The sequence below is a fragment of the Enterobacter cloacae complex sp. IR5418 genome, from assembly GCF_049238105.1.
In the GTDB taxonomy this organism is placed as follows: Bacteria; Pseudomonadota; Gammaproteobacteria; order Enterobacterales; family Enterobacteriaceae; genus Enterobacter; species Enterobacter hormaechei.
This window is the reverse complement of record NZ_JBMKHS010000055.1, coordinates 1-16,229: the sequence shown is the minus strand read 5'-3', so window position 1 is coordinate 16,229 and position 16,229 is coordinate 1. Positions and strand designations below refer to the sequence as shown.

The following is a 16,229-nucleotide window of genomic DNA, read 5'->3' as shown; positions in this document are numbered from 1 at the left end:
AACACAACCCGCTACGGGGGAGACTTACCCGAAATCTGATTTATTCAACAAAGCCATTCGTCTAACATAATTTCTCCTTAGCTAAGGTTACGTATTAAGCATGGAAGAGATAACTGATTATTCAAATTTTGAATTAGTTAATTACCTTTTCAGCATTTCATATCATTGATTCAAAGTGCATCTCTAGGGTTACCTAATTCACCTATGTCTACTTCTGGCACAATGCAGAAATGAGATAGATTTACTTTATCCGCTTCTCGCTCAAAGCTGTCCGTAATCCCTTGCCTGCTTAAAAAAACCGGATTAACGTGTGATGTTTTTACGTTTTCCAGGCAGCCTTCATCGGTAAGTACCTGTCTTACAGACTTCAATGCACTTAGTTAAGAAACATCCTAATCGTCCTTTCGCCGATCGCGAGATCTGTTATGGCAGCTAAACTCGATTGATACCCCAATCCGCGGGGCAGCATTTCCTTTCCGCACGCAAGAAGGAGAAGATCATGAAAGCAGTAATTTACAACGGTCCTTATGATGTAAAAGTAAAAGACGTACCGGATGCGAAAATTGTCCGCCCCACGGATGTACTCGTCCGCATCACCACCACCAACATTTGTGGGTCGGACTTGCACATGTATGAGGGCCGGACCAGCTTTGAACAGGGACGGATTCTGGGTCACGAAAACCTGGGTGAAGTGGTCGAAATTGGCTCAGGCGTTGAACGTATTAAGGTGGGCGACTATGTTTGTCTGCCGTTTAACGTGGGATGTGGTTTTTGCGAAAACTGTGAAAAAGGTCTGACCGGCTTTTGTCTCACTACCAATCCGGGTACGGCAGGCGCAGCTTATGGTTTTGCTGAAATGGGTCCCTGGGAGGGAGGTCAGGCGGAACTGCTTCGGGTGCCATTTGCCGACTTTAACTGCCTTGTTCTTCCCCCTGATGCGGCAGAAAAAGAAGATGATTATGTGATGCTCTCTGACATTTTTCCTACCGGCTGGCATGCAACAGAACTTGCCGGATTGAAGCCTGGTGAAAGCGTGGCCATTTATGGCGCGGGGCCGGTCGGTTTGATGGCAGCTCATTCGGCGATCATTAAAGGTGCTTCACAGGTGTTTGTGGTTGATACGCACACAGACCGGTTGGCTCTGGCTGAAAAAATGGGGGCGACGGGCATCAATGCTACTGGCGATGAAGCTGTACAAAAAATTCTCGACCTGACGGATGGACGCGGTACGGATTGTGGCTGCGAATGTGTTGGCTATCAGTGCTGTAACAAACATGGCCATGAAGATAACTCTGTTACCATGAACAGTCTTGTTGCGTCGACGAAAGCAACCGGGGGAATTGGTGTGGTTGGCGTCTTTATTCCTCAGGATCCGGGGGCTGAATCGGAGCTTGCCAGAGAGGGTAAGATGCCATTTGATTTTGGGAGTTTCTGGTTTAAAGGACAGGCAATCCGTACCGGCCAGGCGAACGTTAAGGCCTATAACCGTCAGCTGTCTCGCCTCATCCATCACGATAAAGCCAGTCCGGGCAAAATAATTTCTCATCGTCTTTCGCTTGAAGAGGCTCCTGCCGGATATAAGCACTTCGATGAGCGGGATGAAGGATGGACGAAGGTTATCCTTAAGCCTTAAATAGAGTTATCCGGTATGAGAAAGCAAAAACCGGGAAAGAATGTATGACTTTTGACAGGGTGCAATAAAATATCCTGTCAGGGCGTTATTATTCATACTTTCAGCTGCCAGGCGCTTCCATATCCAGACTTGTTCCCTGATTTTGCCGACGAGATAGCAAAATTAATACATTCAGGAGGAGGCATCTGCGGTTGATCTGTTCCGTATTTATTAACGCCCTGTGCTGTAAGTATTGTCTGCCTCTACCACATAGCAGACATGTGCGCAGGAACGGTCCGCTATGAGCGAAAAGCGGACTTCCGGTCCTTGCGCAAACTCCCGTTCCGAGAAGTTGCAGTTCACAAATCACCTGTTAAAGAAGGTATGGTAGCCCACAGCATTAATTTTGCTTCCATCTTCAGTCAGACTGGCCGGTACCGGCTTCCGATAAGTTTCGTCGGCTGAGGCCCGCTAAAGTAGAGAGGTCAAAAAATAACCTTGACGTACAATAATTTTCGATATCCAAACTGACCCCTAATTAGGTGGACACCTGATGACTGACTTAAAATTTCTATCACGCCAGCGTTACACATCCGCAGTCGCATCTTGCGGGGTTCAGCGGGGTGTTGCAGGCGGACGTGCACGTGCGGACGCCCTCTGACACCACGACCGAAGCGCTGTGCCGTATCGGCGAGCTGTATGGCATCGAGGCGGGCATCCGGGGCAAAAGCGCGGCGGAACGGCTGGCCATTCGGCAGGAAAAAGCGGTACCGCTGCTGACCGCGCTGGAGGGCTGGCTGCGTGAAAAGCAGAAAACGCTGTCACGGCACTCGGAGCTGTCGAAGGCGTTCGCGTACGCGCTGAACCAGTGGGATGCGCTGAAATTATACCTGCGGGAGATTACTGATACAGAACACGCCGGGAATGTGCCGCCATTGACGCAATGACGACACAGCCCTTTTTAACCGTTCCGTGAGAGTTCCCTGGCAATATACTGTGCGGTACGGCTTTCTTTGACCTGCGATACCTGTTCGGGAGTTCCTGCGGCAACCAGGCGTCCTCCCTCATGTCCCGCTCCAGGACCGATGTCGATAACCTGGTCTGCCTGAGTAACCGCCCGCATATCGTGTTCAATCATTATCACCGTATTTTCTGCATCAACAAGCCGCTGCAGCTGCACAAGGAGGCGGTCGGCGTCTGAAGCATGCAGGCCGGTTGTCGGTTCATCTAGGATATACAACGTGTGGCCACGTTGGCTACGTTGTAGTTCGGTTGCCAGCTTGATCCTTTGCGCCTCCCCTCCGGATAACTCGGTTGCTGGTTGTCCCAGACGCAGGTAGCCCAGACCAATTTCACTCAGCAGACGGAGGGGACGAGCCACTGGTTCTTCAGTCGCAAAGAACTGACTGGCTTCATCCACCGTCATATGCAGGACCTCCGCGATATTTTTGTCCTGCCAGCAGATCCTGAGAGTATCCCGGTTATACCGCGCGCCATGGCAGGTCGGGCACGGTGCATACACGCTCGGCATAAACAACAGCTCCACGCTGACGAATCCTTCACCTTCACAGGTTGCACAGCGGCCTTTTGCCACATTGAAAGAGAATTGACCCGCATCGTAATGATGGAGTTTGGCGTCAGTCGTTCCGGCAAAGAGCTTACGAACAGGATCAAACAACCCGGTATATGTCGCCAGGTTTGAACGGGGGGTCCTGCCTATCGGTTTCTGGTCAACCTGAACCAGACGCTTTACCAGTCCGGTATCACCGGTCAGGGTACCGTACGTTTTCTCCGTTACGGATGGCCCCTCAGCGTCGCTGGCTTCGGAAAGCACGTCTTCTGGCTCACCGCCAAGTGAAGAAAGCACCAGTTCCGGTAAGGCCTGGGCAATCAGACTGGATTTACCGGAGCCAGAGACTCCCGTCACGGCTGTCAGCACACCCAGAGGAATATCAACATCGATCCACTTAAGATTGTGGCGATGGATCCCCTGCAGTTTCAGCCACCCGGATGGGATACGGGCAAAAGATTGTGGTGGCCGGACTTCATCAAATAAATAACGCGCGGTACGAGATTGGGTGACGGCTTTCAGATCTTCAGGAATACCACTGTAGAGAACATGTCCTCCCTGTTCACCAGCCGACGGTCCCACATCAACAAGCCATTGCGCCCGTCGCATCAGGTTAAGATCATGTTCAACGACAAACACCGAGTTGCCGGCATCACGAAGGTTCTCAAGCGCATCGTAAAGCGCTTTACTGTCTGAGGGGTGCAGACCCGCAGACGGTTCATCAAGAACATAGACCACACCAAACAGCATCGAACTGAGTTGCGTGGCAAGACGCAGTCGCTGAAGCTCTCCTGCAGATAGAGTTGGGGTTGCTCTGTCCAGCGTAAGATAACCCAGCCCCAGCTTCTGCAACTGATACAACCGGGCCATGACACCACCGGTCAGCCGTTGTGCCGCCAGTCGTTTCTCTTCCGATAACGCCGATGTCCGGCAGACATCGGCGTTATCGGAATGGACCGCTTTTCCGGATGCAGCACGCTCTGTCAGATCCCGACGGGTGATATCCCTGTCGGCATCTGCGCCGGCGTGGTGGGCACTGAAATCCCCCCGGGAGATTGGAAGGAGCAATTCCGCCAGCTGGTCTAAGGGCATCTGCATAAATTCACCAATGTCCACACCGGCAAAGGTGACGGACAATGATTCTGACTTCAGTCTTTTCCCGTGACAGACCGGACACAGCTTGCCTTCCATAAAACGGGAGACTCGTTTTCTCATCAACGCGCTTTGCGTGCTGGCGAAGGTATGTAGCACATAACGACGTGCCCCGGTGAAGGTCCCCATATAACCCGGCGTCATTTTTTTCCTGACGGCTTCGCGCGTATCTTCCGGACTCAGTCCCGGGAAAACCGGTACAGTGGGGGTGTCTTCGGTAAAAAGGATCCACTGACGGTCTTCCGCTGGCAGATTTTTCCAGGGAGTGTCGATGTCATACCCCAGCGTCACCAGAATATCCCGCAGATTCTGTCCGTGCCAGGCCGGGGGCCAGGAAGCAATAGCCTTTTCACGGATACTAAGTGAGGGATCGGGCACCATCAGTGTTTCAGTTACCTCATAGATATGGCCCAGACCATGGCAAGAAGGGCATGCCCCCTGCGGCGTGTTGGGAGAAAAATCCTCGGCATACAGCATCGGTTGTCCGGCAGGATAAGCGCCCGCCCGTGAGTACATCATTCGCACCAGACTGGATAAGGTGGTCACGCTGCCGACAGAGGAGCGCGCGTTACTGGCACCGCGTTGTTGCTGAAGCGCAACGGCTGGCGGCAGTCCGTCAATGGCATCCACATCCGGAACCCCGACCTGATCAATGAGGCGACGAGCGTAGGGGGCAACCGATTCAAAGTAGCGCCGTTGCGCCTCAGCATAAATGGTGCCAAAGGCCAGTGAAGACTTACCCGAGCCTGACACACCCGAAAAAACAACCAATGCGTTGCGCGGAATGGAAACATCCACCTCTTTAAGGTTGTTCTCGCGAGCACCGCGAATCACAACTGAATTGTTGTCGTCAGTCAGGATGGGATGATAACCGAAAAGTTTCTTTGCCATAGAATTTCCTGTGCTAGGTGTGTCCGCTCTTAATAAGGCCACCTCTTGTGACGGTATCTGGTGTGCCGGACCGCTCGATCAGAAAGCCCGTCGAAAAAAGCGTTTGTGTGACTGGAAACAGATTGCTGAAGCTGGGCCCGGTGGTACCATGTGGGACACCGCTGAAGTTTCAGCGGTACCCTGCGGATCCGCCTTCTGTATGAGAACTGGCTGGCGGCGTACCCGGGACCGGAGATTTGGCTCCCGTGATAATGCGGGCTCCCCGGTACGCGACGCTGTGGTTCCAGACCCAGCTGATGGCGACACTCAGGCGGTTTCGGGTACCAATTAAAAAATACAGATGAATAATGCACGTGATTTCATATGTCATTTCCTTTCATTACAGTTTTAGACCCCATCAGACATCTGCCTGGCAGAGTTAACGGAGATAGGAGCGGACTATCGAAATGGTGTCGTCGATTGACCTCTTCTGCGACTCATTTCGTTTGCCCGTATCGGGGAATTCCTCCCGAAGATAGCTTTCCAGAACAACCGCCATCAGGTCGTTAACGGCTCCCTGGACTGACCCCGCCCCGGTAGACGATCCTGCCCTATAGTTTGAGTATAGGAGGAGCGTATGGGCACACCACGATTTACACCTGAATTTAAGGAAGAAGCCGTCCGTCAGATAACGGAACGCGGTTATTCCGTCGCCTAAGTATCTGAGCGTCTGGGCGTCTCTGCACACCGCCTCTACAAGTGGCTACGGGCTATCAAACCTGATAACAGCGAGCAGCATGCCCGGGATTTACTGGAAGCTAAAAGCGAGATCCTGAAACTCCGGGCGCAGCTAAAACGCACCGAAGAAGAACGGGATATCCTGAAAAAGGCCGCGCGGTACTTTGCAAAGGAGCCCGACTGAAGTACCGCTTTATCAATGAGCACCGAACTGTATGGGGTGTGATGACGATGTGTCGGGTACTGAATGTCGCCCGGGCCGGGTTCTATGCGTGGCTGCATAACCCTGTCTCGGCGCGTGATAAAGATAACCAGCGCCTGCTGATGCTTATCCGCGACTCATATTCCCTGAGCGGAGGCGTATACGGTTACCGGCGGGTTCATGGCGATCTGAACGAAATCGGGGAAACCTGTGGTAGAAACCGGGTGGGTCGGATCATGCAACTGGACCGGATTAAAGCTGTGCGCGGCTATAAAGCGCCACGTCGTATCGCTGGCAGGCCTTCAGTCGTTGCTCCTAATCTCGTGCAGCGGCAGTTCACCGTTGTCCGGGCCACCCAGGTCTGGGTCACCGATATTACTTATATCCGCACCTGGCAGGGCTGGCTGTATCTGGCGGTGGTTATCGATCTCTTCGCCCGTAATGTGGTCGGCTGGTCGATGAAACCCACTCTCTCACGCGAACTGGCGCTCGACGCGCTGATGATGGCGGTCTGGCGCCGAAAACCAGACAGCGAGGTTATCGTACATAGCGATCAGGGCAGCCAGTACGGCAGTGACGACTGGCAGCGCTTCTACCGGGCCAATAACCTGGCGCCGAGCATGAGCCGGCGTGGCAACTGCTGGGATAATGCGGTGGCCGAATCGTTCTTCAGTTCGCTGAAAAAAGAACGGATCAGAAAACGCATATATAAAACCAGGGATCTGGCCCGGGCGGATCTTCGATTACATTGAAGTCTTCTATAACCGGTCCCGGCGCCACAGCCACCTCGGCGACGTCAGTCCGGAGGCCTTCGAACAGGCCTCGTCGTGAGGACAGGATTTGTCTACAGGCGTGGGGTCAGTCCAAACTATAGGGCAGGATCGTCTACCGGGGCGGGGTCAGTCCATCAACGGCTCGGAAGTGTCTAGATTATCCGTGGCGATTCAGTTACAGTACATCTCAGGTCTGCAGGGTTCAGGCCCTGTTCAGGCCTGAAAATTAAGCACATTTTCTGAGGCTGGAAATCAACTCATGCTGACAGCCTGAGCCTGTTGGCATGGTAAGCAATGTGCTCACCAATAAAGCTGGAAATGAAATAATAGCTGTGGTCGTATCCAGTATGATATCGGAACGACGCATTGAGGTTCATCTCATTGCATACTCTCTCAAGGATTTTGGTGCGCAGTTGCTCTTCATAAAAGGCGTCACTCAGCCCCTGATCAATGAAGATTTCTGGTAATTTTTCACCCTGTAAAATGAGGCTGACTGGATCGTAGGCTTCCCACGTTTTTCTGTTTTCACCCAGGTAAGCGCTAAATGCCTGTTGCCCCCATGGCACCTGAGAAGGCGATACTATCGGGGAAAATGCTGATACGCTCACATATTCACCAGGATTTCGCAGAGCCAGCACCAGAGCACCCAGCCCTCCCATAGAATGACCGGATATAGATTTTCTTGCCGTTGCAGGAAAATGATTCATGACGACATCCGGAAGCTCTCTGAGAATATAGTCATACATCCTGTAATGAACATTCCACGGCTGTTCCGTCGCGTTCAGATAAAAACCGGCCCCCTGGCCAAGATCGTAACTGTCGGCATCCGGGACATTATTACCCCGGGGACTGGTATCCGGGACAACAACGATGACGTTATGCCGGGCTGCATAATGCTGCATACCTGATTTGGTGATGAAATTCTGCTCAGTACAGGTCAGGCCCGACAACCAGTATAGTACCGGCAGTTTTTCTGTTACTGCTTTGGGAGGAAGATACACACCGAAATTCATTTCACAATTAAGGGATTGTGAATAATGCCGGTACACGTTTTGCCAGCCGCCAGAGCTGGCATGCTGCTCAATGAGTTCCATCAGCCGTTATCTCATGGTTATTTCCCCTGACCGAAGCCAGGGGAAGTATCTTTAAATCCGGACGTCAGATAAACGTATACGCCGTGATTTTGTTACCCGCCGGATCCCGCAGGTAGGCAGCATAGGCCCCGGGAAGGTGACCACGCGGGCCAGGTTGACCTTCATCAGCTCCACCGGCGGCAAGGCCGGCAGCATGGAAAGCATCAACCTCTTCCGGGGTGGCAGCAGCGAAGCCGACAGTCACCCCGTTAGCGGAAGGTGCTTCACCGTTGCCCGGACGGGCAATGATAAATGCCGGCTTTTCGCGGCCATAGAGTACCCAGCCGTTGCCAAACGGGCCGAGGTTATTGATACCAAGCGTGCCCAGGACGACATCGTAAAATGCGGAGGATTTCTCGACATCGGCTGCGCCAATGAACACATGAGAAAAGATGCCGTCACCAGAAATTACCGGAGTTGTCATTTTCCACTTCCTTCAGTTTGAGTTGATTAAAATTCTGATGGGATCAGTAATGAATCACTGTCCGGATAGATTTGCCTTCATGCATAAGCTCGAAGGCGTCATTGATTTCATCCAGTGTCATCGTATGGGTTACAAATGGCTCAAGGTCAATATCCCCCTTCATGGCATCCTCGACCATACCGGGGAGCTGAGTGCGGCCTTTTACTCCGCCAAACGCGGAACCTTTCCATACGCGCCCGGTGACCAGCTGGAAAGGACGGGTGGAAATCTCCTGTCCGGCCCCTGCGACACCAATGACAACGGACTGCCCCCACCCACGGTGAGCACTTTCCAGCGCTGCACGCATGACGTTAACGTTACCGATACATTCAAAGGTATGGTCAATACCCCACTTGTTGATATCCAGCAGAACATCTTTAATCGGTTTGTCATAATCATTCGGGTTAATGCAGTCAGTGGCCCCGAACTGACGGGCCAGGTCAAATTTTGTCGGATTAGTATCGATAGCGATAATACGTCCCGCTTTTGCCTGACGGGCCCCCTGTACCGCAGCCAGACCAATTGCCCCCAGACCAAAAATGGCAACTGAATCGCCCGGCTGCACTTTAGCCGTGTTATGGACGGCGCCAATACCGGTAGTCACGCCACAACCCAACAGGCAGACGTGTTCATGGTTCGCCTCCGGGTTAATTTTTGCCAGAGAAACCTCGGCCACAACGGTGTATTCACTGAATGTGGAACATCCCATGTAGTGGTAAAGAGGCTGACCGTTGTATGAAAAGCGAGTGGTCCCGTCAGGCATCAGTCCTTTGCCCTGAGTCTCGCGAACCGATACACAGAGGTTCGTTTTACCGGACTGGCAGAATTCACACTCCCCGCATTCAGCGGTGTAGAGCGGAATAACATGGTCACCCGGCTTCACACTGGTGACGCCTTCACCAACTTCAACGACGATACCGGCTCCCTCGTGGCCGAGAACCACCGGGAAAACGCCCTCAGGGTCATTCCCTGAGAGGGTAAAGGCATCGGTATGGCAGACACCTGTGTGGGTGTTTTTAATCAGCACCTCGCCTTTTTTAGGCGGAGCAACATCAATTTCAACAATCTCCAGGGGCTTCCCTGGTGCAAATGCAACAGCGGCACGTGATTTCATACGTAATATATCCTCAATGTAATAATGGCCTCACCTATTTAAGATAGGCACGAACCAGCTCAATCGTATCGTCAACTGATTTACTGACTTCATGACTGTAGCTGTCATTCTGGTCAAAGGTTTCCCGTATGTGGCTCTCCAGCACCTCTGCCATCAGTCCGTTAGCGGCGCCCCGGACGGCGGCGATTTGCTGGAGAACGGAACGGCATTCAGCGCCACTTTCAAGTGCTCTTTCCAGAGCATCAATCTGACCCCGGATACGGCGAACCCGGGTTAGGACCTTTTTTTTCTCTTCAGGAGTACTGGGCATTGCTTACCTCACTGCTCTGTATTTCTTATACTATAGGGGAGTATTACATTAAGATCAACACATACCCCACTATAGTATAATAAATATATCAGAGCACCGGTAATGACTCCAACTTACTGATAGTGTTTTATGTTCAGATAATGCCCGATGACTTTGTCATGCAGCTCCACCGATTTTGAGAACGACAGTGACTTCCTGCCCAGCCTTGCCAGATGCTGCCTCAGATTCAGGTTATGCCGCTCAATGCGCTGCGTATATCGCTTGCTGATAACGTGCAGTTCTCCCTTCAGGCGTGATTCATAAAGCGGCCAGCCATCCGTCATCCATACCACGACCTCAAAGGCCGACAGCAGGCCCAGAAGACGCTCCAGCGTGACCAACGTGCGTTCACCGAATACGTGCGCCACAACCGTCCTCCGTATCCTGTCATACGCGTAAAACAACCAGCGCTGGCGTGATTTAGCGCCGACGAACCCCACTGTTCGTCTATTTCCGCGCAAACAATGACGTCACTGCCCGGTTGTATGCGTGAGTTTACCGACTGCGGCCTGAGTTTTTTAAGTGTCGTAAAATCGTGTTGAGGCCAACGCCCATAATGCGTGCACTGGCGCGACATCCGACGCCATTCATGGCCATATCAATAATTTTCTGGTGTGTACCGGGCTGAGAGACGGTGTAAGTGAACTGTAGCTGCCATGTTTTACGGCAGTGAGAGCAGAGATAGCGCTGATGTCCGGCAGTACTTTTACCGTTACGCACCACGCCTTCAGTAGCTGAACAGGAGGGACAGCTGATAGAAACAGAAGCCACTGGAGCACCTCAAAAACACCATCATACACTAAATCAGTAAGTTGGCACCATTACCCGAATTACCAGCGTCTGCTCTTGGCACGGAGCGGACCTATTTACTGAGCCGAAGGTCCGCTCAGACTAACTCATTAAAGCCTGGTTGTTTTATCGCATCATCAGCCGTGTTCTGAAGCATTAGCTATGTATCTTCAGGGATGCTGATTTTCCCTCTGCACCAGATAAACCAGAATACAGTTTGATGTCGGTCAAAAAAGACAGCTTTAAGTGCATGAAATGAATAATGTTTCTTGAATGCTGGCAAAGCACTGGGATCGTAGTGTTGATTATTAGACGATCGGTCAATATTATTTATTGACGACTTAATGACTGAACGGTAAACGCCCGGACAAACGAGGTGAACGTGTTTAAATCTTTATTAATCAACAAAACAGATGGACGCTATAGTGCGCAACTTGCTGAAATCGCTGAAAGTGAACTACCGCAGGGGGATGTGGAGGTCAATGTTGACTATTCATCCATCAACTACAAAGACGCACTGGCCATTACGGGCCGGGGCCCAATCGTCCGACGCTTTCCCATGGTGCCCGGCATTGATTTTACCGGTACAGTGTCCGCCAGTTCACATCCCGAATATCAGGCCGGAGATAAGGTTCTCCTGACCGGCTGGGGTGTTGGGGAAAAACACTGGGGCGGACTATCCGAAAAAGCACGGGTAAATGGAGACTGGCTGACGCCGCTCCCGGCTGGCGCTAACGGCAAACACGTAATGGCAATCGGAACAGCTGGGTTTACCGCGATGCTGTGCGTAGACGCACTTCTGAATCATGGTATTAAGCCTGAAGATGGTCCGGTACTTGTTACCGGTGCCAGCGGCGGCGTCGGGAGCATTGCGGCCATGATCCTTGCATCAATGGGGTACCGCGTTACGGCGTCTACTGGACGCCCGGAAGAGGCTGCCTGGCTCTATAAAACGGTCGGTGTGGACGAGATTATTAACCGTTCCGAGCTCTCCTGTCCCGGAAAACCGTTACAGAAAGAACGCTGGGCTGCCGCCATTGATACAGTCGGTAGCCATACGCTCTGCAATGTATGCGCCGGGGTGCGTTATGGCAGTATTGTTGCAGCCTGCGGCATGGCACAGGGGATGGAACTAATGGGGAATGTGGCTCCGTTTATCCTGCGTGGCGTCACGCTGAAAGGGATTGACAGTGTCATGTTCGCGAAGGAAAAAAGAGCGGCGATCTGGCAGCAGGCGGTACAGTATTTACCGGAGTCCAGACTGGATAGCCTGACCACCGTTTATCCGCTGAGTGATGCCATCAATGTGGCCGAAAAACTTCTGAGTGGCGGAATTCGTGGCCGGGCAGTAATTCAGTGTAGCTAATGAAGTGGAAGCCAGGCTCAGCCTGGGTTTGATAATTATTATCAGGGGCTGCGGCCCCTTTTTTACTTTTCAACAGCCGTGTCCTTAGAGGGCTGATAGCGTACTGACTTTTTGAAATAGCTCCAGAAGTCGTACACAGGCTGGGTTGAGCAATAAAGTTTGGCACGCATTACGGCACCCTCCCAACTGCTCCAGAAAATGGCCGCCAGTTGCGTATTATTCATATCGGAACGGATTTCGCCCGAAGATAACGCGTCGGACAGACAGCACGCCACAAGCGCCTGCCAGCGCTCAAGTATTTCGTGGAGCTGTTTGATAAAGGACAGTGGAAGACCCGGACTCTCCTGCATCATATTGCCAACCAGACAGCCCCGGGTGAAATTGTACTTTTTAATGCCGTCGCAGGCATCGTCGATGAAATTTTCCAGACGCATCATTGGTGTGAAGGATGATTCATACAGATGTTTTTGGAGTTTATGCACAAAGAAACTGTCATAGGCGCTCAGAACAGTCTGGGCATACTCTTCTTTGCTCTTGAAATAGTAATAAAATGAGCCTTTAGGAACACTGGCATTTTTGACAATGGCATCGACTCCCGTTGAAAGAAAACCATTCTGCGTGAGCAGTTCAAGCCCGCTTCGGATCAGGTCATTACGGGTATCTGTATAGGTACTCTCTGTTTTTCGTGGCCTGCCTCGCCCACGAATTTCGCCAGTCATGACTTTGCTCCTGCATTTTATTAACGGAAAAGAATAAGTGATTTTGCGCGGAGGCTTCAATCAGTTTATCCCCGGCGGTGACGAGGTGGCCACCTATGCCGACTGGACAGGGGACTGACTATTGCCATAACGCCATCGCAGGTTGCTTCAGTAAACCTGCTAATCCCGTACAATGGCGAATTCGCTATATCCGCTTCTCGCACTTAGCTGCCATAAATCGGCCAGGCAATCACAGGTCATTTCTGTCTCGCAAAGAAGGTGCCGTTTCTGCTTTGCGTTGACACCCCTAAATATTAGAATTAAAAGGAGAGAGTTACTGGAAAAAGGCAGCGGAGGCAGTGACAATCGTGGCTTGAAGCCACTACTCGATGGATGCGGACATGTAGTTGGCGTCATTCGACAAAACTAGCAAACTTCTAATAGTCACCATTTCTCCCGTCTGGCGGGAGTGCTGTCAAATGCCCCCCTCATCTCTGTGTGGGAAATGAAGGGTGAAGGGGAAATAGATGACAGCGTTATTTCTACGCCCAGAATACTGAATACCTTGTACAGACGATCAATACTGGCGCTAGCAGGGTTTGCTTCCAGGCGGGCATAGGTTTGCTGCGTTACGGCAAGCCTCTCAGACACATCTTTTTGCGTGAAGCCCTTGATTTTGCGAAACCCGATTAGCACAGGTCTGAGCTGGTTCAGCGTTTTTATCGGGAACTGATTATTCATAAGTGACCTGCCTCGCAGACTGAGTAGGGAGTACCGCCCTGTAATACAGCAGGTAAGGTGTATTTTGTGTTATACAGACTATAGGCTGTAAAACCTTTATTGAAAAGATGCTGATGTTCCAGGGGCATGCCGAGCATGGACGATTTTCTGCGGGGCGGTATTTCGCTACGGGGGAGATTGCGTTCGGGCAATGTACCGGTGTAAAAAACGTCAATTTTTCAAAACCGCTGTTATCGGGATAAGCTGAAAACTCCGAAGGCAGACACAGCCACGAATAATGTCAGACTTAAACTCTGTAGCTGTCTTCTTTTGCCTGTAAATAACGTCTAGTTTGACTCTGATGAAGGCTGTACCAGGCAGAGAACATGTCACTCTCGGGGCCGGATGATAAAATGTGTTCAACTGGCTGGGCAGGGTAATAGCGAAGAACGTTCTCTGAAATTCGATTCAGCTCAGCGTAACGTGCGCTGTAGGTATGTATAATCCATTGCATCAATTTTGCATCCGTATTATTCGCAGATTACACACAAGAAGCTTAACAATGGCTGAAAGAGTGAGCAGGGATATGTAACAAAAACAAGGGCTTCAAGATGAACTGGATAAAACCGGAGCAGAGCAAGCCCTGTTCCGGTTTGTCAGGCTTTGGAATTTCTTCCAGGCCCCTGCAGCTAGTCACAACAAACACATTAATGTTTTCATTGCTTCAATTCAATATTATTGTGTGAAAGGGATTCCATCGAAATCGGCTTATGCATGCTTAAAACTAAACTGCCCCGGCTGCAGTCATTTGGTTGCTGTGGGCTCTGTACTGTGTCTAATAGTGAAAGAATCTTACGTTATAACGAAGGAAATTGCTGAATGACTCTACGATTGCAGACGGAATCACCCGCTGACCAGGATATGTTTAGAGGCAGCAGTCATGAAAAAGTTGCAGAGAATGTGGCTCAGATCATCAGGACACCTGATGTCAATATTATTGGTCTGGAAGGTGAGCTGGGTTCAGGTAAGTCAACAATATTGAAGTTCCTGCAGAAAAAGCTTAAAGATGATTTTACGTTCATTAACTTTGATGCAGAACGTTACCATCATGGCTCAACTAAAAAAGCGCTTATCGATGTCATCCACCACGGGGTCAGCCTACAATGTCCGGGCTCCCGGGATGTGTTGGATAAGTATAAAAATCTGGCTCTGGGTAACATCGTTGAATACGACAAGAGGGTCAGCAGCAGGCTAAGCTGGTTGACCGTCGTTTTTATTTTACTGTCATTGCTTTCCGTGCAGATGCTTCGTTATGTGCTAACAGACCTTAATCAATATTTTACTAACAAGGAGTCATTATTAGGGTGGCTTTTTTATGTTGAGGTGGCCGCGTTTCTTTCTCCTGCCATTATGGTCGCAGGACTGGCATGCCTGCAGAACATGGAATGGTACAGAAAGAAAGGGTATTCGAGTATTGGTGATTTGTTCAAACGCAACAGTACTGACAGGATTGAAGAGACTTGGCTAGTTAATAAGGAGGTCGGAGCTATTGAGCTGGCTGAAGCTCTGCAGGGATTTACCTCCAAAGAGGTCATTTCCCATGGAGATCGCTTCATCCTTATCATTGATAATCTGGACCGAATCAGTGCAGACAAAGTGAAAGAGCTCTGGAGTGATATGGAGCTTATTGCCGGAGCCACTCATGAACACTTCAGGATAGTGGTGCCCTATTCGGCAAGACAGGTTTCAGCCTCACTTTCTGTGGCGGGTTTCAGCGGGCGTGAGTTTATTGCAAAGCGGATTCCTGTAAGTTTTCAGGTTCCTCCTCTTATTTCGGCAGGATGGCAGGAAGCGTTAAGGCAGTACTGGAAAGAAACAGTAAATGAGGATGCAGGGATAGCGTGCCGGGAAGCAACGGTGTTGCTTGAGCGCTGGAAACCCTCTGAGTATCCTCGTATCACACCGCGATTAATGAAGAAGTTTGTTAATGATATTCATATTCTGAACCTTACCGTTCCTGCAACAGAAGATCATCGCCATATTCTTATTGCTCTCTACTTACTGGTGGTCAGATACGGGGAGCGAGATATTAAAGTATTACTTCGCGATCCCAAAGCTAGTCAGACCGAACCCGGTATTGCTCCGGATGATTTTGACGAGATGCTCTCGCTAACTTATCAACAAATATCCCGAATTTTTAATAACGATACAGAAAGATGGAGCGAATTTCTGATGAGCATCCACTATCAGTCCACGGTGGAGCTTGCCAGGAGCGAGTTGCTTGATACGCCTCTTAAAGACGCGATTGGTGCTATAAATATCCCACGGCTTGAAGAACTGACGGCCTTGTGGGGTTTCGCTGAAGCATGGCAGCGAGTGGCACCACATATTCAGATGCGAGACTGGCTGGTTTCTTATAGCCGGATGGATGAGAAGTGTCAGGCTCTCGCCGAACCGCAACTCAAAGTCGCAGTGCAAATGCTGAATCAGAGTTATGCTGTTTCACTCAGAGAAAAGAATGATGAAGGTTTCGTATTGAGTCTGCAGAAACTGATGGCTGACGGGCGGATAAGCCTAGAGCCTTTCGTCGAAAGGCAAATATCGTTTATTGTGAGTAAACTTGGGCTTTGTTGAATAAATCAGATTTCGGGTAAGTCTCCCCCGTAGCGGGTTGTGTTTT

General features: G+C 50.8%; 10 protein-coding genes and 3 pseudogenes. 5 read left to right on the top strand and 8 right to left on the bottom strand.

The genetic code is table 11. From position 1 onward, the window contains the following. Window positions 1-499 precede the first annotated feature (499 nt). Together ACOTX7_RS22850 and ACOTX7_RS22845 are read left to right on the top strand one after the other, a co-directional pair. Window positions 500-1,633 carry a glutathione-independent formaldehyde dehydrogenase gene (locus ACOTX7_RS22850; RefSeq protein ID WP_022651297.1) on the top strand — a complete coding sequence of 378 codons (1,134 nt, stop codon included), beginning with the start codon at window positions 500-502 and terminating at the stop codon, window positions 1,631-1,633. A 569-nt stretch (window positions 1,634-2,202) separates the two neighbouring features. Then, window positions 2,203-2,502 (top strand): annotated as a pseudogene (locus ACOTX7_RS22845) (IS66 family transposase); the annotation flags it as partial. A 71-nt stretch (window positions 2,503-2,573) separates the two neighbouring features. Here ACOTX7_RS22845 and ACOTX7_RS22840 read toward each other — a convergent pair. After that, a complete protein-coding gene (locus ACOTX7_RS22840) occupies window positions 2,574-5,225 on the bottom strand; it encodes an excinuclease ABC subunit UvrA (protein ID WP_012561117.1) in 2,652 nt (883 codons plus the stop codon). A 616-nt stretch (window positions 5,226-5,841) separates the two neighbouring features. Between ACOTX7_RS22840 and ACOTX7_RS22835 the strand changes: the two are divergent. Then, window positions 5,842-6,975 (top strand): annotated as a pseudogene (locus tag ACOTX7_RS22835) (IS3 family transposase). A gap of 199 nt (window positions 6,976-7,174) precedes the next feature. Here the strand turns inward: ACOTX7_RS22835 and fghA are convergent. The 5 genes and pseudogenes from fghA to ACOTX7_RS22810 all read right to left on the bottom strand — a co-directional run bounded on the left by fghA (window position 7,175) and on the right by ACOTX7_RS22810 (window position 10,747). Continuing rightward, the gene (fghA, locus tag ACOTX7_RS22830) at window positions 7,175-8,011 is read right to left on the bottom strand and encodes an S-formylglutathione hydrolase (protein ID WP_012561110.1); all 837 of its coding nucleotides are present in this window, start codon (window positions 8,009-8,011) and stop codon (window positions 7,175-7,177) included. A 64-nt stretch (window positions 8,012-8,075) separates the two neighbouring features. Beyond that, on the bottom strand, window positions 8,076-8,474 hold the full coding sequence (locus ACOTX7_RS22825) for a VOC family protein (RefSeq protein WP_012561111.1): 399 nt from the start codon (window positions 8,472-8,474) through the stop codon (window positions 8,076-8,078). Window positions 8,475-8,517: 43 nt separating this feature from the next. Continuing rightward, on the bottom strand, window positions 8,518-9,627 hold the full coding sequence (gene frmA, locus ACOTX7_RS22820) for an S-(hydroxymethyl)glutathione dehydrogenase (RefSeq protein WP_017384070.1): 1,110 nt from the start codon (window positions 9,625-9,627) through the stop codon (window positions 8,518-8,520). A 34-nt stretch (window positions 9,628-9,661) separates the two neighbouring features. Further along, on the bottom strand, window positions 9,662-9,937 hold the full coding sequence (gene frmR, locus ACOTX7_RS22815) for a formaldehyde-responsive transcriptional repressor FrmR (RefSeq protein WP_017384071.1): 276 nt from the start codon (window positions 9,935-9,937) through the stop codon (window positions 9,662-9,664). A gap of 113 nt (window positions 9,938-10,050) precedes the next feature. Further along, window positions 10,051-10,747: pseudogene (locus tag ACOTX7_RS22810) on the bottom strand (IS1 family transposase). 400 nt (window positions 10,748-11,147) lie between these two features. On the opposite strand from ACOTX7_RS22810, the gene ACOTX7_RS22805 reads away from it, so the two are divergent. Beyond that, a complete protein-coding gene (locus ACOTX7_RS22805) occupies window positions 11,148-12,131 on the top strand; it encodes an MDR family oxidoreductase (protein WP_023280857.1) in 984 nt (327 codons plus the stop codon). Window positions 12,132-12,193: 62 nt separating this feature from the next. Here ACOTX7_RS22805 and ACOTX7_RS22800 read toward each other — a convergent pair whose 3' ends face one another. Both ACOTX7_RS22800 and ACOTX7_RS22795 read right to left on the bottom strand, forming a co-directional pair. Further along, window positions 12,194-12,850, bottom strand: coding sequence for a TetR/AcrR family transcriptional regulator (locus ACOTX7_RS22800; RefSeq protein ID WP_023280966.1), 657 nt, complete (start codon window positions 12,848-12,850; stop codon window positions 12,194-12,196). A 423-nt stretch (window positions 12,851-13,273) separates the two neighbouring features. Beyond that, on the bottom strand, window positions 13,274-13,570 hold the full coding sequence (locus ACOTX7_RS22795) for a helix-turn-helix transcriptional regulator (protein WP_023314851.1): 297 nt from the start codon (window positions 13,568-13,570) through the stop codon (window positions 13,274-13,276). An 858-nt stretch (window positions 13,571-14,428) separates the two neighbouring features. Here ACOTX7_RS22795 and ACOTX7_RS22790 point away from each other — a divergent pair. Further along, window positions 14,429-16,183: a P-loop NTPase fold protein gene (locus ACOTX7_RS22790; protein ID WP_421626164.1), complete on the top strand. Its 1,755-nt coding sequence runs from the start codon at window positions 14,429-14,431 to the stop codon at window positions 16,181-16,183. The last annotated feature ends 46 nt before the right edge of the window (window positions 16,184-16,229 follow it).